Source organism: Streptomyces sp. NPDC107454 (genome assembly GCF_055582885.1).
The window spans coordinates 134,957-158,048 of record NZ_JBVJPA010000008.1; the positions used below are offsets into that span (position 1 = coordinate 134,957).

Here is a 23,092-nt window from a genome sequence, read left to right on the forward strand (position 1 = left end):
CGCGACCTCACATCCGCACGGGAGCGGGGGGGTGACCTGGGCGCCTTGATACCGATTTCATGCGACTCTCGTCGTATGACGCCGATCACGGAAGTGGAGGGACGGCGGCTCGCGCTCACCCGTCTGGACAAGGTGCTGTACCCCGCGACGGGTTTCACCAAGGGTGAGGTCCTGCACTACTACGCGACGGTCGCGGAACCCCTGCTGGCGCACCTCCACGACCGGCCGGTCTCCTTCCTCCGCTACCCCGACGGGCCGGACGGACAGGTCTTCTTCACCAAGAACGTGCCGCCCGGCACCCCCGACTGGGTCCGGACCGCCGAGGTCCCCCGGACGGAGGGCCCCGCCCGGATGGTCCTGGTCCAGGACCTCCCCTCGCTGATGTGGGCGGCGAACCTCGTCACCGAGTTCCACACGCCGCAGTGGCAGGTGGACGCGCCCGGTCTGGCCGACCGGCTCGTGTTCGACCTCGACCCGGGGGCGCCGGCGACGGTCGTCGAGTGCTGCGAGGTCGCGATGTGGCTGCGGGAGCGGCTGGCTGTGGACGGGATCGAGGCGTACGCGAAGACGTCCGGGTCGAAGGGGCTGCATCTGCTGGCGCCGGTGGTGCGGGTGCCGTCCTCGGACGTCAGCGCGTATGCGAAGGAGCTGGCCGTGGAGGCGGAGCGGGCGTTGCCGGCGCTCGTCACGCACCGGATGACCAAGAGTCTGCGGCCCGGGAAGGTGTTCGTCGACCACAGTCAGAACGCCGCGCGGAAGACGACGGCCACGCCGTACACGCTGCGTGCGCGGTCCGCGCCCACCGTGTCCGCCCCCGTCACCTGGGACGAGGTCGCGTCCTGCGGGGACCCGTCCGGGCTCGTCTTCCACGCCGACGACATCGCCCCACGCCTCCACCGACACGGCGATCTCCTCACCCCCCTCCTCACCCCGCCCCCCTGACCCACCAGGGGGTCTTCAGAGGCGCGGGGAACTGCGCGACCGGCCCACACCCACCCACAGCCGAACAGACACCGGCACGCAGCGATCCAGGGCTACGGAGTCACGTCCGTAGCCATGTGTGACGGTCGCGGGCCATCGCATGCAGGGCCTCCACGTCCGCCGGCTTCAGGACACCCCCGAGGCGGGCCAGCGAGGACAGGTCGGTGTCCTGCAAGACGCGGACCTCGCGGAGGGGGGCGAGGACGTCGAGGTCGGCGGGGCCGGCCACCGCCAGGACGGCGTGGACCTCGGCGGTCAGCGCGTACGAGGCCCGGTCGGCGTCGGCACGAACCCGGCGCAGCAGCGGATACGGCTCCCGGCGGCCGACGGTCACCATGGGGTCGGCGACGAGAACCCGCTGCTTGCGGGCGTACAGCGAGCGCAGGGCGAAGATCCCGCCGGGGCCGATCAGCAAGTGGTGGACGCGGTCGCCGCCAGGGAGCGGGATGGAGTGGACGGTGTGCCAGCCCGCGCCCTCCAGGCGGTCCAGGGCCTCCCCGACCGCCTGCTCGGCGGCGAGCGCACGGCGCCGCGGGTCGGGCCGCAGGCGGCGCGCCGGTCCCGGGTCACGGTCGAGGTCGATCACCAGCGCCTCGCCGGGCCGGTTCGGCGCGAGGTCGTCGTCCGGGTGGAGGGTCAGCCGGGCCAGCTCCGCGGGGGTCGGGACCGGTGGAGGCCCCACCGTCACCGGGCCGGTCAGGAACGGGCCGAGCACGTCGAGCACGTCCTCCCGCCGCTCCTCGCTGAGCAGATTGACGCGGGCTGCCTCACGGTCGTACCAGGCGACGTTCCTCCCGTCGGTCAGGCACACGTACAGGCGCTCCTGCCCGTGGCGCCAGGTCGGTATGACGCGCAGTCCGTTCATGCACCATCACCCCATGACCATGGGAACAGGCGGGGTGCTCCAGGGGCAAGAACCCGGTTACCTTTGTGAGCAGTTGGGGGAGTTGTGGGAGGCGCTGTTGCGGACTCGCAGAAAGCAACCCGATGTGCCCGCTCCGGACAGCCCGTGGAGCGAGATCGTGCCTGGCCTGTGGATGGGCGGACACGCGTTCGCCGGGCGTGCCGGCGAGCCGGAATTCGCGGTCGTGAGGGATGAGTTCGACCTGGTCCTGACGCTGCTGCGGCTGCCGGGGCACGGCCCCGACCCGGGCGTCGAGCACCATGTGTGGCCGATTCCGGACGGTCCCCTGGACGGGACACAGCTCGCGGGAGTGATCCGGCTCGCGCGGGCCGCGGACGACGCGCTGGAGGACGGGCGCCGGGTCCTGGTGCGCTGCTACCACGGCTACAACCGCTCGGGGCTCGTGGTCGCGCACGCGCTGGTCCTCGCGGGGCACACCTCCGACGAGGCGATCCGCCTGATCCGCAGCCGCCGCTCGCCCTGGGCCCTGCACAACGAACTGTTCGTGGAGTACCTGCGCGCCGGTCTGCCCACGGCCCGCCTCCTGGAGGAACTGGCGGAGTAGCCCCCCCCGGCCCCACTCCCTCACACCGTCGCGCCCTCATGCCGTCACGCCCTCACCGGCCCCACCGACCCCACCCGCGAACAAAAAGGACTTCCCTACGAATATGGTGTAGGCCGTCGGTTTCGTCGATTTCACGCCGACCTCGCGCACCGAGCCGTCCCCCTGGCCCCGGATCGAGGCCGGCCCGGACGCAGGAGCGCAGTGACCCCCACCCGGCCCAGCCGTCTCGTGCTCGCCGCCCTCGTCGCCCTGCTGGCGGCGGCCGTGGCGGGCTGTGGCGACTCCGGCGCCCTCCGGGGCGCGGGGGCGACGCCCACCGCCGTCGGCCCGGCCCGGCTCTGGCCCGAGCTGCCGCCCGCGTCGACGGCCGCCCTCGACTACGGCGAGGCGGACACCGAGACGGTCACGGGCATCACGGCACCGGGCGACGACATCCACAAGGTGGACCCGATCGCCGTGTTCCGTGCCGAGGTCGGCCGCCACCCGGACGCGTACAGCGCCGTCCACGCCCCGTACCGTGAGGCGGCCCAGCAGCTCAAGTACTGCACCGGCGAGGACACGCTCGGCGGGAAGTGCCCGATCCTCCATGCGTACTACCGTGATCTCACGGGTGACCGGAAGGACGACCTGGTGCTCGGCATCCGCTTTCCGCAGAATCAGCTGGCGGTGCGTGTGTACACCTTCGAGCACCACAAGCTGGTCCAGATCATGGGCACCGTGGACAGCACGATCAGCGTCGAGATCGCGGGCCGTGACGTGATCATCCGCTCGCCCTCGACCCTGCCGGGTTACGAGTACCGCACGGTGTGGACCTGGGACCCGCACCAGCACGCGATGCTGGCGACCCGGGACGAGATCCTCCGGGTGGGCACGCCCAGCCCCGCCAGGCGCGGCACCACCGCACCCGTCCCCTCGGCACCCCCCGCCCCGCCGGTCTCGCCCTCCCCCACGCCGTCGACCGCCGCGAGCACTCCATGAGGCTGCCCCCGCGCCGCTTCCGGTCGCCCCGCCGTCTCCCCCACTGGGCCGCCACCCTCACCTGGAAGGCCGCCGCCTTCATCACGGTGATGTGCTGCGGTCTCGCCGCCCTGCTCGGCGTCCTCGTGCACGTCTCGGTGACCAACCAGACCGTCGGCGAGGCCCGCGGCCGGGCGCTCGACCGGCTGGCGGAGGTGACGGCGGCCTACGAGGCGGGCGACCGGCTGCCGCCGGGCGCGGGGCTGGATCTCCCGGGCCTGCCGGCGCCGCTGCGCGAGCTGGCGACGGACGGGCACCGCGGCACGATGGTCGGGGACAACGACCCGCACCCCACCATGTGGGCGGCCGGACCCGCGAGCCGCGGGCGGGCGCTCGCCGTGCAGTTCGACTACTCGCAGGGCGCGCACGCCATCGACGCCCTGGACCGGTCGATCGTGTGGTCCTCGGCGCTGGCGATCGGCGCGACCCTGCTGGTGGGAGTGTTCGCGGTGACGCGGGTGACTCGTCGGCTGCACGCGACGGCACAGGTGGCCCGGCGGATCAGCGCGGGCGACCTGGACGCGCGCGTCAACGATCCCCGTACGGCCGTGGACCCCCGTACGCGGTACCCGGCCGGCCCCCAGGACGAGGTGGCCGCGGTCGCCGGGGCCCTCGACACGATGGCGTCCTCCCTGCAGAGCAAGCTGACGAGCGAGCAGCGCTTCACCGCGGACGTGGCGCACGAGCTGCGCACCCCGCTGACCGGGCTGCACGCGGCGGCGGAGCTGCTGCCGCCGGGCCGGCCGACGGAGCTGGTCCGCGACCGGGTGGCCACGCTGCGGACGCTCACCGAGGACCTGCTGGAGATCTCCCGGCTGGACGCCGGGCGGGAGCTGCTGGAGCTGGACTCGGAGCCGCTGGCCCCGCTGGCCGAGCGGGTGGTACGGGCGTCGGGCACCGAGACCGAGGTGCGGGTCGTGGGTGGCGTCCGGGTGGAGACCGACCGGCGCCGTCTGGAGCGGGTGCTCGGCAATCTGGTGGCCAACGCGCACAAGCACGGGGCGGAACCGGTGGTGCTCACCGTCGACGGCCCGGTGGTGACGGTGCGGGACCACGGCAGCGGCTATCCGGAGTACCTGCTGGAGCACGGGCCGCAGCGGTTCCGAACGGAGGGCGGTTCGAAGGGCCATGGGCTGGGGTTGACGATCGCGCTCGGCCAGGCGGAGGTGCTGGGCGCGCGGTTGGTCTTCGCCAACGCTCCCGAGGGCGGTGCGATCGCGACGCTGACGCTTCCTCAGGACGAGCGCGGCGCGCCCGGCCCGACCGGTGAGAAAGGGCCGACCGGGGCACGCTGAGCGTCCTCGCGTCCCCGATGGCGCAGTGCGGCCTGCGCGCGTCCGAGCTCGCTCCTAATGTGGCGATTAGTCAGATTTACCACCTTTCCGGAGGAGCCTCCATGTCCCTGCGCCACACCTTTGCCCGCACCGGGATGGTGCTCGCCACCGGCGCGCTCATCGCGGCCGCGGGCGCCGGACCCGCCCTCGCCGCCGGCAAGCCCACCACGACCATGGGCACCGGACCCGGCATCGCCGACGACTCCGGGATCCGCGACTGGGACAACGGAGACTGGGACAACGGGGAGGACCCCTACTTCGACGACGACGGTCTGGGCGACAGCCACTTCGACCCGTACCGCGACGAACGGCTCGACGACCACCGCCGCTTCGAGGGCCAGATCCTCTCCCGCAACGGCCTCGCGCTGCACAACCGGCCCGACCGCCGCAGCCGGATCATCCGTATCGCGCCGTTCCGCGAGCGGGTCCACATCTACTGCAAGACCACGGGCGAGCGCGTCGGCGGCAACCCGATCTGGTACCTGATCACCGACGGCACCTGGTCCTGGGGATCGGCGCAGCACATCGACAACATCGGCCCGTCCCCGCGCTGGTGCTGACGCCGGGTCGCGCCCACCGGGTCCGCCCGTTTGTCATCACCTAACGGGACATCAGGTTCGGCGCTTGCTACGTTCCGGACATGATTCAGCCCGGAATGCCCGGAATTCCCGGTACGCGGGGAACGACCGTGGCAGCGGACCCGCCCACCCCCGCTGTCCGCCTGCCCCGGCGCCGTGGCATCGAGTTCACCCTGATCGTCATGGCCGTACTGCTGTCCGTGTTCGGCTACTGCGCGGTCGGATACGCCCGGCACGACGCCCTCCCGCCCGGCGCCGCCGTCTACGGCGCCGGGCTCGGCGTGCTCGCACTCCTCGCGCATGTCGCGGTGCGGCTGCGGGCGCCGTACGCCGATCCGCTGCTGCTGCCCATCGCCGTCCTGCTCAACGGCCTGGGCCTGGTGCTGATCTACCGCCTGGACCTGGAGACCCCCGGCGACCGGGCCGCGCCCACCCAGCTCATGTGGTCGACGCTCGGCGTCGCGCTCTTCATCGCGGCCGTCCTCTTCCTGCGCGACCACCGCGTCCTGCAGCGCTACACCTACGTCTCGGTCGTCACGGCGCTGGGCCTGCTGACCCTGCCCATCCTCTTCCCCGCCGTGAACGGCGCCCGCATCTGGATCCGGATCGCCGGGTTCTCCATCCAGCCGGGCGAGTTCGCGAAGGTGCTGCTCGCGGTCTTCTTCGCCGGCTACCTCGCGGCCAACCGCAACGCGCTCGCCTACGCGGGCCGCCCCGTCTGGCGGTTCAAACGGCTCCAGCTCCCCACCGGCCGGGTCCTCGGCCCGATCGTCGCGATCTGGCTGCTGAGCGTGCTGGTCCTGGTCCTGGAGCGGGACCTCGGCACCTCGTTGCTGTTCTTCGGCCTCTTCGTGATCATGCTGTACGTCGCCACCGGCCGCACCGGCTGGATCGCCGTGGGCCTGCTGCTCGCCTGTGTGGGCGCGGTCGCCGTCGGCTGGCTGGAACCGCACGTCCACAGCCGGGTGCAGGACTGGCTGCACCCCTTCGCGACGATCGAGGCGGGCCAGGGGCCGAACCAGCTCGCCCAGTCCCTGTTCGCGTTCGCCGCGGGCGGGATGATGGGCACCGGCCTCGGGCTCGGCCACTCCGTCCTCATCGGATTCGCCGCCAAGTCGGACTTCATCCTGGCCACCGCGGGCGAGGAACTGGGCCTCTTCGGACTCTGTGCGATCTTCCTCCTCTACGGCCTTCTCGTGGAACGCGGCTACCGCGCCGGCCTCGCCCTGCGCGACCCCTTCGGACGGCTCCTCGCCATCGGCCTCGCCTCGATCGTGGCGCTCCAGGTCTTCGTGATCGCGGGCGGCGTGACCGATCTGATCCCGCTGACCGGGATGGCGATGCCGTTCCTGGCCCAGGGCGGCTCCTCGGTCGTCACCAACTGGATCATCGTGGCGCTGCTGATCCACGTCAGTGACTCGGCACGCAGCCAGTACGACGGGACGGCGGCGCCATGACCAAGTACATCCGCCGGGCCGCCGCGCTCTGCGCGGTGCTGCTGCTGGCGCTCCTCGTCAACGCCACCCGCGTCCAGGTCTTCCAGGCCGGGGCGTACGACGACAACCCGGCCAACCGCCGCCAGACGATCGCCCGCTACGGCCAGCCGCGCGGTGACATCCTCGTCGGGGGCCGGCCGGTCACCGGCTCCAGGGACAGCGGCCAGCAGCTCCGTTACGAACGGACGTACACGGACGGCCCGTTGTACGCGCCCGTGACCGGCTTCGCCTCGCAGGTGTACGGGACGACGTTCCTGGAGAACTCCGAGGACGGCATCCTCTCCGGCAGCGACCCCCTGCTCTCGCCGTTCCCTCTGTGGAACGACGCCACCCGCGCCCAGAACCCCGCCGGCAAGGTGGTCACGACGATCGACCCCGCCGCACAGCGCGCCGCGTACCGGGGTCTCGGTGCGCGGCGCGGGGCGGTGGCCGCCATCGAGCCGTCCACGGGCAAGATCCTCGCGCTGGTCTCCACCCCCTCGTACGACCCCGGGGAGCTGTCAGGGACGGGCAAGGCGGTCAGGCACGCCTGGGAGCGGCTGAACGGGGCGGCGGACAAGCCGATGCTCAACCGGGCGATCCGGCAGACCTATCCGCCCGGGTCGACGTTCAAGGTGGTGACGGCCGCGGCGGCCCTCGACGCGGGGGTGGTGACGGACCTCGACACATCGACCACCTCCCCGGACCCCTACCGGCTGCCCGGCACCACCACCCGGCTGACGAACGAGACCGAGGGCTGCGAGGACGCCTCGCTGCGCTACGCCTTCGAGTGGTCCTGCAACACGGTCTTCGCCAAGCTGGGCGTGGACGTGGGACTGAGCGACATGACCCGTACGGCGGCGGACTTCGGTTTCAACGACCGCCTGCGGATCCCCTTCTCCGTCGCCCCCAGCAACTTCGACACGACACTCGACAAGCCGCAGCTCGCGCTCTCCTCCATCGGTCAGTTCAACACCCGGGCCACTCCCCTCCAGATGGCGATGATCTCGGCGGCCGTCGCGGGCGGCGGCTCCGTCAAAACGCCCTATCTGGTGGAGAAGACGACCACCCGGAGCGACAGCACGGTGTCGTCGACCGGTCCCCGCACGCTCCACCAGGCGATGAACCCGGCGACCGCCCTGCGGATGCGCGAGCTGATGACGGATGTGGTGACGGAGGGCACCGGCACCAACGCCGCGATTCCCGGAGCGACGGTCGGCGGCAAGACCGGGACCGCCCAGCACGGCATCGACAACCTGGGGACGCCGTACGCCTGGTTCATCTCCTGGGCCCAGGCGGACGGCTCGATGGAGCCCGCGGTGGCGGTCGCGGTCGTCGTCGAGGACGCGGCGGCCGACCGCGGGGACATCAGCGGGGGCGGGGACGCGGCGCCGATCGCGAAGGCGGTGATGGAGGCGGTCCTCGGGTTCTGAGACGGGAGTTGGGGCCGCCCCCGGGAATGAACGCCCCCGCCTGAACGGACGTACCCATACGGGCGTATTTATGGGGAGGGGAACCCACCCACGAGATTCCAGCCCGTGCCCTGCCGGAGGTACCTCGCCCGTGAGCATCACCAAAGCGGCCCCGCCCGGGGCCGACCACAGCGACGCGGACGCGCCGGACGGTCCACGGGAACTGACGGACGCACCGGACGGTCCGAGGGAACAGGCGGCCACTTCCCAGGGCTGGCAGTTCAACTCGCCGCTCGTCCTGGTCATGCTGCTGCTCGTCCTGGTGGTGGCGCAGGGGCCGATCCGCCGGGCGATGTCGGCGCCGGTGATGCAGAGCTGGATGACCGTGTTCGTCGCGGTGGTCTGCCAGGCTCTGCCCTTCCTCGTGCTCGGTGTGATGCTGTCGGCGGTCATCGCGGTGTTCGTGCCGCCGACGTTCTTCGCCCGGGCGCTGCCCAAGCGGCCCGCGCTGGCCGTGCCGGTCGCCGGGATGGCGGGAGCGGTGCTGCCCGGCTGCGAGTGCGCGTCGGTGCCGGTGGCGGGGGCGCTGGTACGGCGGGGGGTCACGCCCGCGGCGGCGCTGGCGTTCCTGCTGTCGGCGCCCGCGATCAACCCGATCGTGCTGACGGCCACCGCCGTCGCGTTCCCCCGCAACCCCGGGATGGTCCTCGCCCGGTTCGTGGCGAGCCTGCTCGTGGCCTGCGTGATGGGGTGGCTGTGGCAGCGGCTGGGACGTTCGGACTGGATGCGGCCGCCGGCCCGGCCCTCGCACGAGGGGCTCGGCAAGGGCGCCGCGTTCTGGGACTCCGTACGGCACGACGTGATGCACGCCGGCGGGTTCCTCGTCATCGGGGCGATGGCGGCGGCCACGCTGAAGGCCGTCGTCCCGGCGACCTGGCTGCACGCCGCGGCCGCCAACCCGGTGGTGGCGATCCTCGCCCTCGCGGTCCTCGCCGTACTGCTGTCCATCTGCTCCGAGGCCGACGCGTTCGTCGTCTCCTCGCTGACCCAGTTCTCGCTGACCGCGCGGCTGGCCTTCCTCGTGGTGGGACCGATGATCGACCTGAAACTCTTCGCCATGCAGGCGGGCACGTTCGGCCGCGGGTTCGCCCTGCGGTTCGCGCCCGCCACCTTCGCTCTGGCCATCCTCGGCTCGGTCCTCGTCGGGACGGTGCTGCTGTGAACCGGCAGGCACAGGCGGCGGTCCTGTTCCTCGTCGGCGCGGCGGTCCTGCACGCCGGACTCACCGACCTCTACCTGCGCTACGTCAAGGCGGGGTTGCGGCCGTTGCTGCTGGCCGCCGGGGTCGTACTGATCATGGCGGCGGTGGCGACGGTCTGGTACGAGCGACGGGGCCGGGGTGAAGCCGGCCACGGCGACGGGCACGGGCACGTCCACCGCGAACCCCGTGTCGCCTGGCTCCTCGTCCTCCCCCTCCTCGCCCTGATCCTGGTCTCCCCGCCCGCGCTGGGCTCCTACAGCGCCATGCACGCCGGTACGGCCCTGCAGGCGCCCCTCGCCTACCCGTCCCTGCCGGCCACGGACCCGCTCCCGCTCGGCGTCGTCGACTACGCGGGCCGCGCCGCCTACGACCACGGCCGCACCCTGGCCCACCGGCGGGTCGAAGTCACCGGCTTCGTCGCCCTCGCCAAGGACGGCACCCCGTACCTGGTCCGGATGGCCCTCAACTGCTGTGCCGCCGACGCCCAACCGGTCAAGATCGGCCTGACCGGCCACATCCCGCCCGTCCTTCAGCCCGACACCTGGCTCCAGGTCACCGGTACCTACACCGCCAAGCAGACCAAGGACCCCGTCAACGACGGCCGCATCCCGTTCCTCGACGTCACCGCGGCCAAACCGGTCCCGACCCCGCACGACCCGTACGACGAGAGCTGGAACAACTGAGGCGGGCCGGGCCGCCTACCCGGCGCCGGGTAGCGTCTCGCGGCGGCTCAGCCATTCCTCGGGCACGTGTCCCACTCCCGTACGGGCACCCACGATGCCGCCCGTGATGGCGCAGGTCGTGTCGACGTCGCCGAAACCCTCCGCCGTGCTCCACAGGGCCGAGGTCAGATCGTCGGGGTGACGGGCGGCGCACCAGACGGCGAAGGGGACGGTGTCGTCGGCGCGGACGTGTTGGCCGTTGCCGAGGATGTCCGCGGCCTTCCACGGCTCGGTGGTGAAGGGGAGCCGCGCCGCGCGCCGCAGCCCCTCGCGGACAGCGCTGTCGGGCGTGGCCTCCACCACGGTGGCGATATTCAGGTCCCACCGGGTGGACAGCGCCGCCGCGACAGCCACCGCCACCGCGCCCGCGATGCCCTCCGGGTGGGCATGGGTCACCTCTGCCGAGAGCGTCGCCTGTGCGATCACCAGACGCAGGTCGTGCCGGAACCAGGCGCCCAACGGGGCCACCCGCATCGCCGCGCCGTTGCCGAGGCTGCCCTCGCCGTCGAAGAGTCCGCGTGCCAGTTCCGCCCAGCGGTCCGGCTCCTGGAGGAGGCGCGGGAGCAGTTGGTGCATGCCGTAGCCGTAGCCCCGGGCGGGGTCGGCGTCGTAGCCGAGGGCGAAGGCCTGGGCCAGTTCCGCTTGCCGGATCTCGCCGTGTTCGTCGAGGACACGGAGGATGCCGAGTGCCATCGCCGTGTCATCCGTCCAGTGCCAGTCCGGTTCCTCGGGGGTGCGCCGGGCGCGGATCTCCTCGTACGCCTGGGGGCGGTCCCGGAAGAGGGGGAACCAGCGTTCGCCGAAGGCGTCGCCCAGGGCCAGGCCGTCCAGGCTGCGGCGGGCCAGGGCGCGCGGGGTGAGACGGTGGTTCGGGGCGAATGTCATGTTGTGAGCATGCCGGTCCGGGCGGGCCGACGCACGCGTGTTCGGGCAAGCCGCGTCCGGCGGTTCGCCCTACGAGCCCTCCCCCTTCTCGATCATGTCCTCCACCTCCGCCACCCGTTCCCTCTCCTCCGTCGCGAACCGCTCCGCGTCCAGCCGTTCGGCCACCTCCTCGTCCTGGGCCATGAGCAGGTCGAGGTTGGAGTCGCCCATCTCGAAGACGCCCATGTCGACGTACGCACGCTGGAGGCGCTCGCCCCACAGGCCGATGTCCTTGACGCACGGGACGATGCGGCTGAAGAGCAACTGGCGGAAGAGACGGAGGAATTCGGACTGTTCGCTGTATTCCTCGGCCTCGGCCTTGGGAATGCCGAAGTTCTCCAGGACCTCGACGCCGCGCAGCCGGTCCCGCATCAAGTAGCAGCCCTCGATGACGAATTCCTCGCGCTCGCGGAGTTCGGCGTCGGAGAGTTGTGTGTAGTAGTCGCGCAGCGCCATCCGGCCGAAGGCGACGTGGCGGGCCTCGTCCTGCATCACGTAGGCGAGGATCTGCTTGGGGAGGGGCTTGTCGGTGGTGTCCCTGATCATGCCGAAGGCCGCCAGGGCCAGGCCCTCTATGAGGACCTGCATCCCGAGGTACGGCATGTCCCAGCGGGAGTCCCGGAGGGTGTCGCCGAGGAGCGACTGCAGGTTGTCGTTGATCGGGTAGAGCATCCCGATCTTCTCCTGCAGGAAGCGGGCGTAGATCTCGGCGTGGCGGGCCTCGTCCATGGTCTGGGTGGCCGAGTAGAACTTCGCGTCCAGGTCGGGGACCGACTCGACGATGCGCGCCGCGCAGACCATGGCCCCCTGCTCACCGTGCAGGAACTGGCTGAACTGCCAGGACGCGTAGTGCTTGCGCAGCTCACCCTTGTCCCGCTCGGTCATCTTCGCCCAGTACGGGGTCCCGTAGAGGGTCAGCGACTCGTCGGGGGTACCGAGAGCGTCGTGGGGGTCGACCTCCAGGTCCCAGTCGATTCTCTTCTGGCCGTCCCACTGTTTGTCCTTGCCCTTCTGGTACAGGGCGAGGAGTCGGTCGCGGCCGTCGTCGTACTCCCAGCTGAAGCGTGCCGCCCCTGAGGCCGGTACCTGCCAGAGGGGGTCTCCCGGGTCCTTGGCGTACAGCTCGTGCGTCGGCATACCTCGCAGGCTCACACGAGGTAGACGCGTCGTCAACAAGTCGCGCGCAAGGGATTGACGAGCTTGCTGACAAGCAGTCTCATAAGTCGTGACCGTCGGTAACCCAGACGGATCCCGAACCAGATCCCGTACGACGAGGTGGGAACAGCCATGACGACCGTGACGGAAGTGGATGTGCTGCGCGATGCGCTCGGTCTGCTCAAGGACCGGGAGCAGGTCGCCGAGCGGCTGCTCGACTCCTCCGCCAAGCACTCCTTCGACCCGGACAAGGAGCTGGACTGGGACGCGCCCTTCGAGGAGGGCAAGTGGTTCTGGCCGCCGGAGCTGGTGTCGCTGTACGACACTCCGCTGTGGAAGCGGATGGGCGAGGAGCAGCGGATTCTGCTCTCGCACCACGAGGCCGCCGCGCTGGCTTCGCTGGGGATCTGGTTCGAGATCATTCTGATGCAGTTGCTGGTGCGGCACATTTACGACAAGGCGGCGACGAGTGCGCATGTGCGCTACGCGCTGACCGAGATCGAGGACGAGTGCCGGCACTCGAAGATGTTCGCCCGGCTGATCTCGCACGGCGGAACGCCGTACTACCCGGTGAGCCGGACGCATCGGAATCTGGGGCGGGTCTTCAAGACCATCTCGACCACGCCCGGGTCCTTCACGGCGACTCTGCTCGGCGAGGAGATCCTCGACTGGATGCAGCGGCTGACCTTTCCGGACGAGCGGGTGCAGAGCCTGGTACGGGGAGTCACGCGCATCCACGTGGTGGAGGAGGCGCGGCACGTGCGGTACGCGCGGGAGGAGCTGCGGCGGCAGATGGTGACGGCGCCGCGGTGGTCGCAGGAGTTCACCCGGGTGACGTCGGGCGAGTTCGCCCGGATCTTCTCCGTCGCCTTCGTCAATCCCGAGGTCTACACGAACGTCGGCCTCGACCAGCGGGAGGCCGTGGCACAGGTACGGGCGAGCGGGCACCGGCGGGAGGTCATGCAGACCGGCGCCAGGCGGCTGACCGACTTCCTGGACGACATCGGGGTGCTGCGGGGGGTCGGACGGCGCATGTGGAAGGCGTCGGGGCTGCTGGCCTGAGGGGCGGGGGCGCCACGGCCCCTTCCGCGCGTGCCCGGCCGCGGGTGGAAGGGGGCTCGTGTCCTGGCCGTTACGCTGCCGACATGACCTCGCAGGCTCCCACCCCCGCATACCGTCGGCTGAGCGTCGAGGAGCGGCGCTCGCAGCTCCTCGAGGCGGCGCTGTCCCTCTTCGCGCACCGGGCACCCGAGGAGGTCTCGCTCGATGACGTGGCGGAGGCGGCGGGCGTGTCACGGCCTCTGGTGTACCGGTACTTCCCGGGCGGCAAGCAGCAGCTGTACGAGGCTGCCCTGCGGTCCGCCGCCGAGGATCTGGAGCACTGTTTCGCGGAGCCCCCCGAGGGGCCGTTGAGCGAGCGGCTGGCCCGGGCTCTGGACCGGTACCTGGCGTTCGTGGACCAGCACGACGCCGGGTTCACCGCGTTGCTTCAGGGCGGCAGTGTCGTCGAGACCTCCAGGACGACGGCCATAGTGGACGGCGTGCGGCGGGCGGCGGCAGAGCACATTCTGGACCATCTGGGCGTGAAGGATCCGGGGCGACGGCTGCGGATGACCGTGCGGATGTGGATCACGGCGGTGGAGGGCGCCTCGCTGAGCTGGCTGGACGGGGGCAAGGAGCCGCCGTTGGACGAGCTGCGGGACTGGCTCGTGGAGCAGTTCGTGGCGATGCTCGTGGTCAGTGCCGGACGTGATCCGCAGACCGCCGGCGTGGTGCGGGCCGCGCTCGTCCTGGAGGAGCGGGAAGGAGCCTTGGGGAGGCTGGCCCGGGCGGTTCTTCCGGTGATCGGTGATGCCGCTCGGCTGCTGTGACGGGTGCGTTTGTGACACTGGTGCCGTGAAGAGCGAAGACACCCCCTTCGAGGGCGGCCCGCTGGACGGGCGTGTGCTGCCCGTCCTGCTCGGTCTGACCGGACATCCGCCGAAGGTGTACCGGGTTCCGGTTCCGGATGCCGACGGCGGCCCGCCGACCGTGCTCGTCTACCGGCGGGTCCAGGCGCGGGTGAGCAAGCGGCTGGGGCTGCACCAGGCGTGGAAGTACGAGTACGACCCCTCGGGCGACGCGGGGAGCGGGCGCAAGTGGCCCTGGTCCAAGCCCGGCGGCAAGGGTGCGGGAGCCACGCCGGAGTCCCACGCCGACGAGTGAGGTTCTTGGGCCGAACCGGTCAGTCGGCGCGCGCTCGGGATGCGCCTGCCTGATCCTGCCGGTGCGAGGTGGAGGTACCACCTCGACACCGGAGGTGATGGCGTGTCAGGAAGGCTTGTACGTCTGGCTTGTACGGCCGCGATGGCGTCGGGGGTGCTGCTGGCCTCCGGGCCGGCGGTGGTGGCCGCGCCGGATCCCGGGGCCGAAGAGCGGTCCGTCACCCAGCTGCTGACGGATCTTCAACAGCTCTACCAGGACGCCGAGCGCGCCACCGAGACGTACAACGCCACGGCGGAGAAGCTGAAGAAGCAGAAGGCCGAGGTGGCCCGACTCGACGGGAACCTCGCCAAGGCCCGGCTCTCGCTGGACGACAGCCGCGCGGCGGCGGGGCGGCTCGCCCGGCAGCAGTACCAGAACAGCGGCGAGATCTCGTCGTACGTACGACTGCTGCTCGCCCGTGATCCGCAGCACGCCCTGGACGAGGGGCACGTGATCGGGCAGCTGGCGCAGGAGCGGGTCGAGACCGTCGACCGACTGCAGGGGACGGAGCGCAGGACCGACGGTCTCGCACGCAAGGCGCGCAAGGCGCTCGACGGTCAACTCACTCTCGCCGAACGGCAGAAGAAGGAGCGCGACGAGGTGCGGCGGCGGCTCAAGGACGTCGAGCAGCTGCTCGCCTCGCTCAGCGCCGGTCAGCTCTCCGAGCTCGCCCGGCTGGAGAGGTCGGGAGTCGCCGAGGCGCAGCAGAAGTTCGTGGCCTCAGGGGCGCTCAACAGTGCGCGGCCGCCCACACAGGAGGGCGAGAAGGCGGTGCGGTACGCCGTGAAGCAGATCGGGAAGCCGTACGTGTGGGGGGCCGAGGGTCCCGGGGCGTACGACTGCTCGGGGCTGACTTCGCAGGCCTGGGTGCACGCCGGACGGCCCATCCCCCGGACCAGCCAGGAGCAATGGGCCCAGTTGCCCCACATTCCGCTGAGCGAGCTTCGCCCCGGGGATCTGGTGATCTACTTCCCCGAGGCCACCCATGTCGCCCTGTACCTGGGGGACGGCCTGGTCGTGCAGGCCCCGAGACCGGGAACCGACGTCAAGGTCTCCCCCATCGCCGCCAACCCCTTGCTCGGGGCCGTCCGCCCGGACCCGGACGGAAAGCCCCTGCGGCACTACACACCGCCGAGGCTCGCGTCCCACTAGAAGTGCCCGACAGGCTCAGGCCCCGGTCACGGAGGCCAGGTACGCCTCGGTCTTCTCGGGCTCATAGAAGAAGTTCTCGAAGTCCGCAGGGTCGTTGAACCCGTTGGCGAAACGATGCGCCACCGCCGGAATCTGCCCCCCGGCCCCGATCAGGTTGAGGACGTGCTCCGGCGGCACGCCCAGCATGGCGTTCGTCCACTTCGTCACGTGCTGGGCCGTGTCCCAGTACCGGTCGAACGCGGACCGCATCCACGCCTCGTCGAACTCCTTGTCCTCGTGCTCGAGGATCGCGCCGAGGTACGCCGCCGCGCACTTGGAGGCGGAGTTGGAGCCCTGCCCGGTGATCGGGTCGTTGGCGACGACCACGTCGGCAACGCCCAGGACCAGGCCGCCGCCGGGGAGGCGGCCGATCGGGTTGCGGACGGTGGGGGCGTAGCGTCCGGACAGTGTTCCGCCCGCGTCGGTGAGTTCGACCTTGGTGGCCCGGGCGTACTCCCAAGGCACGAACTTCTCCATGAGTTCCAGGGTCAGGGAGAGGTGTTCGGCGGGGTCCTTGATGCCGTTGAAGGCGTCGACCGGGCCGCCGGGTATGCCCTCCCAGAAGAGGATGTCCGCACGGCCGGTGGTGGTGAGGGTCGGCATGACGAAGAGCTCGCCGACGCCGGGCACCAGGTTGCAGCGGACCGCGTCGTAGTCCGGGTGCTCGGGGCGCGGGCCCAGACCGTGGACGTAGGCGACGGCGAGGGCGCGCTGCGGCTGCGCGTACGGGGAACGGGCGGCGTCCCGGCCGAACATGGAGACCAGCTCACCCTTGCCGGCCGACACCAGGACCAGGTCGTACGTACGGGCGAAGTAATCCAGGTCGGAGACCGCCGCGCCGTGGATGACCAGTTGGCCACCGCGCTGGGCGAAGGTCTCCATCCAGCCGGCCATCTTCACCCGCTGGTCGACCGACTGCGCGTAGCCGTCGAGCCTGCCCACCCAGTCGATCGCCCGCTGGGTCGGACCGGGGTCGTGCGAGCCGGGGGCGGCGACCGAGACGCCGAGTCCTTCGATCTTCGGGGCCTGGGACTCCCAGAAGTTCAGCTGGAGATCGCGCTCGTGCTGGAGTGCCGTGTGGAACATGCACTGCGTCGACATGACGCGGCCGGTGCGGATCTCGTCCGCCGTCCGGTTCGACATCAGGGTGACCTCGTACCCGTGCGACTGGAGGCCGAGGGCAAGCTGGAGTCCGGACTGACCGGCTCCGACGACGAGTATCTTCCGCATGCGCGTCCTAACTCCGTGTACGTCTTATTCGGGGCTCGCGTCGAGCGCGTGCCCCACCAGCGCGAGCAGGGTCTCGACGACCGTGATCCGGCGCCTGGCATCCATGATCATGACAGGTATGTGTGGGGGCACGGTGAGGGCCTCGCGCACGTCGTCGGCGTCGAACCGCTCGCTGCCGTCGAAGTGGTTGACCGCGACGACGTACGGCAGTCCGCAGCTCTCGAAGTAGTCGAGCGCCGGGAAGCAGTCCTTGAGGCGGCGGGTGTCGGCGAGGACCACGGCGCCGATCGCGCCGCGCACCAGGTCGTCCCACATGAACCAGAACCGCTGCTGGCCGGGCGTCCCGAAGAGGTACAGGACCAGGTCGTCGGCGAGGGTGATGCGGCCGAAGTCCATGGCCACGGTCGTGGTCACTTTGTCCGGGGTGCCGGTGAGGTCGTCCGTCTCCTCGCTGGCCTGGGTCATCAGCGCCTCCGTCTGGAGGGGCGTGATCTCGGAGACCGCGGTCACCAGCGTGGTCTTGCCCACGCCGAAGCCGCCCGCCACCACGATCTTCGTCGCGATCGGGGCGCGGGTGCGGTCGGTCTGCCAGGCCTGGAGGTTCTCGTCGGACTCGGGCAGCGGCACCGGGGCCAGAGGCATCGGAGCCGAGGCGGGGGAGGCCGTTCTCGGCGCACCCTCAGAGACGACGGAGTCCATTCAGCACCCTTTCCAGCAGAGCGCGGTCCGGCTGTCCCGGGCCGTGACCTGTTCCGTACACACGGATCTTTCCCTGGTCCGCCAGGTCGCTCAGGAGGACGCGGACCACGCCCAGCGGCATCCTGAGGAGGGCGGCGATCTCGGCCACCGTACGCATCCGGCGGCAGAGTTCGACGATGGCCTGCATCTCGGGCATCACCCGGGTCGCGAGGGAGCCGTTGGTCAGCTCCTTGCGCTCCTCGGGGGCCTCGAGCGCCGCCACGAACGTCTCGACCAGCAGCACGTGCCCGAAACGGGTACGGCCGCCGGTGAGCGAGTACGGGCGCACGCGGGCCGGTTTGCGGTCCCCGCCACGTATGGGGAGCTTGGGCGCGGAGGAAGAACTCACTGGGCACTCCCCGTCGGCTTGGCTTCGAGTGACTGGCGTAGCTCGCTGCGGAGTTCGGGCGTCAGGACGTGCCCGGCGCGGCCGACGAACAGCGCCATGTGGTACGCCACCACGCTCATGTCGCAGTCCGGGGCGCCGTGCACCCCGAGCAGCGAACCGTCGCTGATCGACATGACGAAGAGGCTGCCCTCGTCCATCGCGACCATCGTCTGTTTCACGCCGCCCGCGTCCATGAGCTTGGCGGCGCCGATGGTGAGGCTGCCGATGCCGGAGACGATGGTGGCGAGGTCCGCGGAGGATCCCTTGGGGCCGGTGGGGCGCGCCTCCGCCCCGGTGCGGGCCTCCGCGTTCCTCCCGGGGTCGGAGGACAGCAGCAGCAGACCGTCGGAGGAGACGACCGCGACCGACTGGAGGCCCGGCACCTCCTCGACGAGGTTCGTCAGCAGCCAGTGCAGATTGCGGGCCTCACTGCTCAGGCCGAAGGTACTGGGCGCGGTCAACTGCTTGCCTCCTCGACGGTGCCCCCCGATGCGTCTACTGCGTCCTGCTGTCGCACCACGTCCTGCGCTTGGTCCTGCGCGGTGTTCCGTGCGGTGTGGTGCGGGGTGGGCGTCTGGGCCGTCTGTTCGGCGATCTCGGCCTCCACGTCGCGGCGGCCCTCCGTCGCGCCCCGGTGGAAGCCGCCGAGCCTGCGCCGCAGCGCCTCGGCGTCCACACCGCCGACGCGCGGCCGGGGAACCGCTGCGGGCGCCGAGATCTTCGGCGTCCGCTTGGGCAGTCCCTTGTCGGTGACCCGTTCCGTCTCCTCGTCCGACACCCGTTCGTGGGAGTCGGGGCCGATGGCATAGGGGTCGGCAGTGGTGGCGGACACCGCGGGCTCGTGCGCCGGGGCCACCGGTTCGTCCGGCGGGACCAGCGGTGCCAGCAGCTCCATGGTGGTCTCGGAGAGCGTCGGCTCGGGGGCGTACGCGACCTGCGCGGCGGCGTCCGGCCGTACGGCCTCCTCCGCGGCGGCCTCCGCGCGTACGGCTTCCTCAGCGGCGGCGATCAGCGGGTCCTCGTCACCGGCGGGAGCGGTGGGAACGGCGGGGCTCGCCTGGCCCCGTGCCGGAAGGGCCGAACGGCCGCGCAGCACGTTCGAGTTGGCCTCCGCGTCGGCGCCCGGGAGGACGACCGAGGGGGCGGCTCCGGCGACCGGGGAGGCCGAGGGGACCGTGACGGCGGGGGCGGTCGCGAGCAGCGTCTTGGGGAGGACGACCACGGCCGCGGTGCCCCCCTGCTTCTGCTCCCGCAGCTGTACGCGGACGCCGTGCCGGTGGGCGAGCCGGGCCACCACGTACAGGCCGAGCCCGAGTCCCTCGCCGCTCTCCTGGTCGTAGGTGTCCTCCGGGTCGAACTCGGAGAGGCGGCGGTTGAGCTGGGCCATCCGGTCGGCGGCCATGCCGATGCCCTCGTCCTGCACGGAGAGCATCACCTCGCCGTTCTCCAGCAGCCAGCCGGAGACCTCGACGGGCAGGTCGGGTGGCGAGAACGAGGAGGCGTTCTCCAGGAGTTCGGCCACCAGGTGCGAGAGGTCGTCCGCGGCGAACCCGGCGAGGTGCGCGTGCGGCGGCAACACGGCGATACGGACGCGCTCGTACCGCTCGATCTCGCTGACCGCGGCCCGTACGACGTCGACCAGCGGGACGGGGCCCGCGTGGTGCTGGACGTGCTCGTGGCCGGCGAGGACGAGCAGGTTCTCGCTGTGGCGCCGCATGACGGTCGCGAAGTGGTCCAGCTTGAAGAGCGTGCCCAGGCGGTCCGGGTCCTGCTCGCGCTCCTCCAGTCCCTCGATGACCCCGAGCTGCCGCTCGACCAGGCCGAGGGTGCGCAGCGCGAGGTTGACGAAGGTGCCGTGGATGGTGCCGCGCACCTGCTCCAGGTGGGCCGCCGCGTCGGCGAGTTCCGCCCGCAGCCTGTCGCGCTCGTCGGCCATCAGCTGGCGCTGCCCGATGAGGTGCTTGCGGTCCGCTTCGAGGGTGGTCAGCCGTTCGTGGAGCGCGGCGGCGTGCGCGTGCAGCGCGTTGACGGAGCGGACCACCTGGGCGAACTCGTCGTTGCGCCCGGTGAACTTCACCGGCTCCTGCGCTCCCGGGTCCGCGGCGAGGCGGGCCGAGCCCAGGCGCAGCACGGCCAGCGGGCGGGTGAGCGTACGGGCCATGGCCATCGAGACGCCGACCGCGACCAGCAGCAGGGTGCCGATGAGGGCGATCCGGATCTCCAGCGCGGTGACGTCGTCGTCCCGCAGCCGCTCCAGGTCCTTGGTGCGGTGGTCGTTGAGCGAGGCCTCGGCGCCGCGCATCAGCTCGACGCGGGCGGAGAGCGCCGCGTCCACCTTGTTCGTGCGGGAGTCGAGCTCGGAGTCGGAGAGCGTCGGCTGGTCGGTGAGGTCGGTGAGGTACTTGTCCGCGGTCGTGACGTCGGGTCCGGTGACCGTGGAGTCGTACGAGGCCTTGGCGTCCTCGGGGGCCGTCTCGCGGAAGTCCGCGAGGGCCGCGTCCGAGCGGAGCCGGGCCTGCTGGGCGGCGGCGCTGAGCGCGTCGCGCTGCTTGGTGTCGGCGGGGGACGAACCGCTCGTGGTGGACGCCAGGCCGGTGACGGGGTTGATGACCGTCTGGGTGGTGCGCGGGATGTTGAGGGCCGCGAGGAGCAGTCCGCGGGCGGCGGCGGACTGCTGGACCGCGGAGTCCAGCTCGGCGAGGGCGTGCGCGCCGGAGCCCGCGCGGGGCGGCAGCTGCTCGGCCAGATCCTCGGCGAGGGCGTGGAGTTCGGTGATGACGTCGGAGTACGCCTCGTGCGCTTCGAGAGCGGTGCTCTTGCCGGTGAGCGCCGCTCTGCGGGCGGTGCCGATGCCGTCCAGGTCCTTCAGGAGGACGGCGGGCGCGTCCTCGTCCGCCCGCACCTCGTCGACCTGCCGGTCGACCCGGGCGCTGCGCTGCTCGGAGGGCGCCTTGGACTTCGGCCGGCCCGCGGCGATGTACGACGTGACCTCGTCGCGCTCGTCGGCCAGCGAGTGGGCGAGCGTCAGCGCCTGCTGGGTCCGCCCGGCGAGCGTCACCAGGTTCTGGGAGTCGTTCAGCTGCTCGGAGGCCGCGAGGACCGTGGGGGCTCCGGCGCCGGCGATGGCGGCCGCGACGACCGCCACGGCGACGATCAGCCGATTACGCACGTGAGCGGAGCGGCCCTTGCCCGCAGGGGTCTGCCCCGCGGCACCCGGCGTGCGCTCCGCGCCCCCTTCGGAGACCGACTGCCCGGCTCCGGAGGCCGCCTGCTTGCCTGTGCGCCGAGACCGCATCTTCTGCACCGGTGCTCGCATTCCTGACTCGTGTACCCAAGGGCCCGGGTGACGTTCCGTCAACTGGGCGTCCGCCCTCCCCAAGCTCTCGATTTCGCTCGAGCAGGGGGTGTCCCATCGGCTCCCGACCCTCCCAGTGCCGGTGGGCAGTGGTCCCGCATCGTCCGGCCCGCCACCCGAAGGAGTGAACCCCGGACGGGAGTTGGCGGGCAAGTTCCTCTGGCGCGTGCGGCCCCCTTGCGCGGCGGGCCGGTTGGACGTCTGCGGCGCGCTTTGGCAGTATTCGCCGCCACGCCTTGCCGGAGTCGATCATTCCATGTCAAACCCGGCGGCTGAGCTGCTGGTCCGCACCGGTCCTGCGACCGTTGCCAGCCTTTCGTGGGCCTTGTGAAGAGCTGGTGCAGACTGGCTGGATGCGCACCGAACTAGTCTCCGAACCGGGTGACCCGGCCCGCCCCAATGAGGACTTCGCATCGGTCGGCCTTCCGGCGTCAGGACAAGGAGGATCACTGGTCCTCCTCGACGGCGTGACTCCCCCGCCGGGCGACGACGGCTGTCTGCATTCCGTCCACTGGTTCTCCGCGCGCCTCGGCGGAGCCCTGACCGAACTGTCCGTTTCCCGCCGGGATCTGACCTTGCCGGAGATCCTTTCCCGGTCCATCCGGCGCACTTCCGAGGCCCACTCCGGCACCTGTGACCTTTCTCACCCGCGCACGCCTCAGGCAACCGTGGTCCTCGCCCGCTGGTCAGCCGACCTCGTCGAGTACCTGGTCCTCTCGGACTCGGCCCTTTTGCTGGAGTCCCCCGCGGGCGAGGTGACACCGGTCCTGGACGACCGCCTCACCCGTGTCCCCCGAGCCTCTCTCGCCTCGGACGCGATCGCCGACGCGACCGTCCGCAACAAGGAGGGGGGCTTCTTCACGGCCGCCGCCGATCCGTCGGTCGCGGCGCGGGCGGTGACGGGGACCGTGTCCCGGGCCGAGGTCCGTGCCCTGGCCGCCCTGACGGACGGCGCGACCCGCTGGGTGGAGAAGTTCGAGGAGGGCGACTGGGGCGGCCTGTTCACCGTCGTCCGCAAGGAGGGCGCCCAGGCTCTCGTGGACCGCGTACGGACGCTGGAGCGGGCCGACGCGGAGACCCGGGCACGGCTGAGGCGGAGCAAGCCGCACGACGACGCGACGGTGGTCTTCGTGGAGTGGTGAGCGGGGCGGACCGGAGTGTTACTTCTCCATGCCCTGGTTGAGCTGGTGGAGCAACCGGGCCAGTTCGGCGACCTCGCCCGGGTCCCAGCCCGCGAGTTCACGGACGTACCGTGCCCGGCGCGCCTCCCGCACCGTACGGAAGCGGCGCCGGCCCTCGTCCGTGAGACGGACGAGCCAGGCACGCCCGTCGACGGGGTCGGGCTCACGGGCGACCAGACCGAGCTCCTCCAGGGCACGGAGCTGACGGGACATCGTCGCCTTGCCCACGCCGATGTACGCGGCCAGTTCGGTGGCGCGCTGGCGGCCGCACTCGTCGAGGCGGAAGAGGAGCCCGTACGCGGAGGACTCCAGGTCGGGGTGGACCTCGCGGGCCATCTCGCCGGAACTGGCCCGGGCTCGCCGCAGGAACAGGGTCAGCTCCCGCTCCAGCGCGGGGAATTCCTCGTCCACGCCCGCCTCCTCGTCCACGCCCGCCT

23 protein-coding genes are annotated in these 23,092 nt (G+C 71.5%); 14 read left to right on the forward strand and 9 right to left on the reverse strand.

Annotated features, from left to right (window positions below; all coding sequences use genetic code 11):
- The first annotated feature begins 75 nt into the window (after positions 1 to 75).
- Positions 76 to 942 carry a non-homologous end-joining DNA ligase gene (gene ligD / locus ACZ69M_RS21430; RefSeq protein WP_470051887.1) on the forward strand — a complete coding sequence of 289 codons (867 nt, stop codon included), beginning with the start codon at positions 76 to 78 and terminating at the stop codon, positions 940 to 942.
- A gap of 100 nt (positions 943 to 1,042) precedes the next feature.
- Here ligD and ACZ69M_RS21435 read toward each other — a convergent pair whose 3' ends face one another.
- On the reverse strand, positions 1,043 to 1,846 hold the full coding sequence (locus ACZ69M_RS21435) for a nuclease-related domain-containing protein (protein ID WP_403699451.1): 804 nt from the start codon (positions 1,844 to 1,846) through the stop codon (positions 1,043 to 1,045).
- A 97-nt stretch (positions 1,847 to 1,943) separates the two neighbouring features.
- Between ACZ69M_RS21435 and ACZ69M_RS21440 the strand changes: the two genes are divergently transcribed.
- The 8 genes from ACZ69M_RS21440 (at position 1,944) to ACZ69M_RS21475 (ending at position 10,210) form a co-directional block, all read left to right on the forward strand.
- Positions 1,944 to 2,450 carry a protein-tyrosine phosphatase family protein gene (locus ACZ69M_RS21440; protein ID WP_079065052.1) on the forward strand — a complete coding sequence of 169 codons (507 nt, stop codon included), beginning with the start codon at positions 1,944 to 1,946 and terminating at the stop codon, positions 2,448 to 2,450.
- A gap of 201 nt (positions 2,451 to 2,651) precedes the next feature.
- Positions 2,652 to 3,428, forward strand: a complete 777-nt coding sequence (locus ACZ69M_RS21445) for a hypothetical protein (RefSeq protein WP_470051889.1) — start codon at positions 2,652 to 2,654, stop codon at positions 3,426 to 3,428.
- Positions 3,425 to 4,762, forward strand: coding sequence for an ATP-binding protein (locus ACZ69M_RS21450; RefSeq protein ID WP_470051891.1), 1,338 nt, complete (start codon positions 3,425 to 3,427; stop codon positions 4,760 to 4,762). Before ACZ69M_RS21445 ends, ACZ69M_RS21450 begins: the two co-directional genes overlap by 4 nt.
- Positions 4,763 to 4,863: 101 nt before the next feature.
- Positions 4,864 to 5,361, forward strand: coding sequence for an SH3 domain-containing protein (locus tag ACZ69M_RS21455; RefSeq protein WP_470051893.1), 498 nt, complete (start codon positions 4,864 to 4,866; stop codon positions 5,359 to 5,361).
- Between the two features lie 80 nt (positions 5,362 to 5,441).
- The gene (locus ACZ69M_RS21460) at positions 5,442 to 6,836 is read left to right on the forward strand and encodes an FtsW/RodA/SpoVE family cell cycle protein (protein ID WP_470051895.1); all 1,395 of its coding nucleotides are present in this window, start codon (positions 5,442 to 5,444) and stop codon (positions 6,834 to 6,836) included.
- Positions 6,833 to 8,287, forward strand: a complete 1,455-nt coding sequence (locus ACZ69M_RS21465; protein ID WP_470051897.1) for a penicillin-binding transpeptidase domain-containing protein — start codon at positions 6,833 to 6,835, stop codon at positions 8,285 to 8,287. Before ACZ69M_RS21460 ends, ACZ69M_RS21465 begins: the two co-directional genes overlap by 4 nt.
- 130 nt (positions 8,288 to 8,417) lie before the next feature.
- Positions 8,418 to 9,488: a permease gene (locus ACZ69M_RS21470; protein WP_470051899.1), complete on the forward strand. Its 1,071-nt coding sequence runs from the start codon at positions 8,418 to 8,420 to the stop codon at positions 9,486 to 9,488.
- The gene (locus ACZ69M_RS21475) at positions 9,485 to 10,210 is read left to right on the forward strand and encodes a TIGR03943 family putative permease subunit (RefSeq protein ID WP_470051900.1); all 726 of its coding nucleotides are present in this window, start codon (positions 9,485 to 9,487) and stop codon (positions 10,208 to 10,210) included. Before ACZ69M_RS21470 ends, ACZ69M_RS21475 begins: the two co-directional genes overlap by 4 nt.
- 15 nt (positions 10,211 to 10,225) lie before the next feature.
- Here the strand turns inward: ACZ69M_RS21475 and ACZ69M_RS21480 are convergent, their stop codons facing one another.
- Positions 10,226 to 11,134, reverse strand: coding sequence for an ADP-ribosylglycohydrolase family protein (locus ACZ69M_RS21480; RefSeq protein WP_470051902.1), 909 nt, complete (start codon positions 11,132 to 11,134; stop codon positions 10,226 to 10,228).
- Between the two features lie 69 nt (positions 11,135 to 11,203).
- Entirely contained in the window at positions 11,204 to 12,310 is a 1,107-nt protein-coding gene (locus ACZ69M_RS21485; protein ID WP_470051904.1) for a ferritin-like domain-containing protein, read from the reverse strand.
- Positions 12,311 to 12,460: 150 nt separating this feature from the next.
- On the opposite strand from ACZ69M_RS21485, the gene ACZ69M_RS21490 reads away from it, so the two are divergent.
- From ACZ69M_RS21490 to ACZ69M_RS21505, 4 genes are all read left to right on the forward strand, one after another.
- Positions 12,461 to 13,390, forward strand: coding sequence for an AurF N-oxygenase family protein (locus ACZ69M_RS21490; RefSeq protein ID WP_470051906.1), 930 nt, complete (start codon positions 12,461 to 12,463; stop codon positions 13,388 to 13,390).
- 83 nt (positions 13,391 to 13,473) lie between these two features.
- Positions 13,474 to 14,199, forward strand: a complete 726-nt coding sequence (locus tag ACZ69M_RS21495; RefSeq protein ID WP_470051908.1) for a TetR/AcrR family transcriptional regulator — start codon at positions 13,474 to 13,476, stop codon at positions 14,197 to 14,199.
- 25 nt (positions 14,200 to 14,224) lie between these two features.
- Entirely contained in the window at positions 14,225 to 14,533 is a 309-nt protein-coding gene (locus tag ACZ69M_RS21500; RefSeq protein WP_352046030.1) for a hypothetical protein, read from the forward strand.
- 102 nt (positions 14,534 to 14,635) lie between these two features.
- A complete protein-coding gene (locus tag ACZ69M_RS21505; RefSeq protein WP_470051910.1) occupies positions 14,636 to 15,724 on the forward strand; it encodes a C40 family peptidase in 1,089 nt (362 codons plus the stop codon).
- A 15-nt stretch (positions 15,725 to 15,739) separates the two neighbouring features.
- Here the strand turns inward: ACZ69M_RS21505 and ACZ69M_RS21510 are convergent, their stop codons facing one another.
- The 5 genes from ACZ69M_RS21510 to ACZ69M_RS21530 are packed head-to-tail and all read right to left on the reverse strand — an operon-like array spanning position 15,740 to position 21,414.
- Positions 15,740 to 16,993, reverse strand: a complete 1,254-nt coding sequence (locus tag ACZ69M_RS21510) for a styrene monooxygenase/indole monooxygenase family protein (RefSeq protein ID WP_470051912.1) — start codon at positions 16,991 to 16,993, stop codon at positions 15,740 to 15,742.
- Positions 16,994 to 17,017: 24 nt separating this feature from the next.
- The gene (locus tag ACZ69M_RS21515) at positions 17,018 to 17,692 is read right to left on the reverse strand and encodes a GTP-binding protein (RefSeq protein ID WP_470051914.1); all 675 of its coding nucleotides are present in this window, start codon (positions 17,690 to 17,692) and stop codon (positions 17,018 to 17,020) included.
- Positions 17,673 to 18,080 carry a DUF742 domain-containing protein gene (locus ACZ69M_RS21520; RefSeq protein ID WP_075028888.1) on the reverse strand — a complete coding sequence of 136 codons (408 nt, stop codon included), beginning with the start codon at positions 18,078 to 18,080 and terminating at the stop codon, positions 17,673 to 17,675. Before ACZ69M_RS21520 ends, ACZ69M_RS21515 begins: the two co-directional genes overlap by 20 nt.
- Complete coding sequence (locus tag ACZ69M_RS21525) at positions 18,077 to 18,580, reverse strand: roadblock/LC7 domain-containing protein (protein ID WP_054236699.1); 504 nt, start codon at positions 18,578 to 18,580, stop codon at positions 18,077 to 18,079. Before ACZ69M_RS21525 ends, ACZ69M_RS21520 begins: the two co-directional genes overlap by 4 nt.
- Entirely contained in the window at positions 18,577 to 21,414 is a 2,838-nt protein-coding gene (locus tag ACZ69M_RS21530) for a sensor histidine kinase (RefSeq protein WP_470051916.1), read from the reverse strand. The genes ACZ69M_RS21525 and ACZ69M_RS21530 overlap by 4 nt, the downstream gene beginning before the upstream one ends.
- 413 nt (positions 21,415 to 21,827) lie before the next feature.
- Between ACZ69M_RS21530 and ACZ69M_RS21535 the strand changes: the two genes are divergently transcribed.
- The gene (locus ACZ69M_RS21535; RefSeq protein ID WP_470051917.1) at positions 21,828 to 22,616 is read left to right on the forward strand and encodes a hypothetical protein; all 789 of its coding nucleotides are present in this window, start codon (positions 21,828 to 21,830) and stop codon (positions 22,614 to 22,616) included.
- Between the two features lie 18 nt (positions 22,617 to 22,634).
- Here ACZ69M_RS21535 and ACZ69M_RS21540 read toward each other — a convergent pair whose 3' ends face one another.
- Positions 22,635 to 23,084: a MarR family winged helix-turn-helix transcriptional regulator gene (locus ACZ69M_RS21540; protein WP_470051919.1), complete on the reverse strand. Its 450-nt coding sequence runs from the start codon at positions 23,082 to 23,084 to the stop codon at positions 22,635 to 22,637.
- Between the last annotated feature and the right edge of the window lie 8 nt (positions 23,085 to 23,092).

What these genes read in the sequence shown, in the direction of transcription:
- ligD (WP_470051887.1), top strand. Translation starts at nt 76, where the DNA reads ATGACGCCGATCACGGAAGTGGAGGGACGGCGGCTCGCGCTCACCCGT.
- ACZ69M_RS21435 (WP_403699451.1), bottom strand. Translation starts at nt 1,846, where the DNA reads ATGAACGGACTGCGCGTCATACCGACCTGGCGCCACGGGCAGGAGCGC.
- ACZ69M_RS21450 (WP_470051891.1), top strand. Translation starts at nt 3,425, where the DNA reads ATGAGGCTGCCCCCGCGCCGCTTCCGGTCGCCCCGCCGTCTCCCCCAC.
- ACZ69M_RS21455 (WP_470051893.1), top strand. Translation starts at nt 4,864, where the DNA reads ATGTCCCTGCGCCACACCTTTGCCCGCACCGGGATGGTGCTCGCCACC.
- ACZ69M_RS21460 (WP_470051895.1), top strand. Translation starts at nt 5,442, where the DNA reads ATGATTCAGCCCGGAATGCCCGGAATTCCCGGTACGCGGGGAACGACC.
- ACZ69M_RS21465 (WP_470051897.1), top strand. Translation starts at nt 6,833, where the DNA reads ATGACCAAGTACATCCGCCGGGCCGCCGCGCTCTGCGCGGTGCTGCTG.
- ACZ69M_RS21480 (WP_470051902.1), bottom strand. Translation starts at nt 11,134, where the DNA reads ATGACATTCGCCCCGAACCACCGTCTCACCCCGCGCGCCCTGGCCCGC.
- ACZ69M_RS21485 (WP_470051904.1), bottom strand. Translation starts at nt 12,310, where the DNA reads ATGCCGACGCACGAGCTGTACGCCAAGGACCCGGGAGACCCCCTCTGG.
- ACZ69M_RS21490 (WP_470051906.1), top strand. Translation starts at nt 12,461, where the DNA reads ATGACGACCGTGACGGAAGTGGATGTGCTGCGCGATGCGCTCGGTCTG.
- ACZ69M_RS21495 (WP_470051908.1), top strand. Translation starts at nt 13,474, where the DNA reads ATGACCTCGCAGGCTCCCACCCCCGCATACCGTCGGCTGAGCGTCGAG.
- ACZ69M_RS21510 (WP_470051912.1), bottom strand. Translation starts at nt 16,993, where the DNA reads ATGCGGAAGATACTCGTCGTCGGAGCCGGTCAGTCCGGACTCCAGCTT.
- ACZ69M_RS21515 (WP_470051914.1), bottom strand. Translation starts at nt 17,692, where the DNA reads ATGGACTCCGTCGTCTCTGAGGGTGCGCCGAGAACGGCCTCCCCCGCC.
- ACZ69M_RS21530 (WP_470051916.1), bottom strand. Translation starts at nt 21,414, where the DNA reads ATGCGGTCTCGGCGCACAGGCAAGCAGGCGGCCTCCGGAGCCGGGCAG.
- ACZ69M_RS21535 (WP_470051917.1), top strand. Translation starts at nt 21,828, where the DNA reads ATGCGCACCGAACTAGTCTCCGAACCGGGTGACCCGGCCCGCCCCAAT.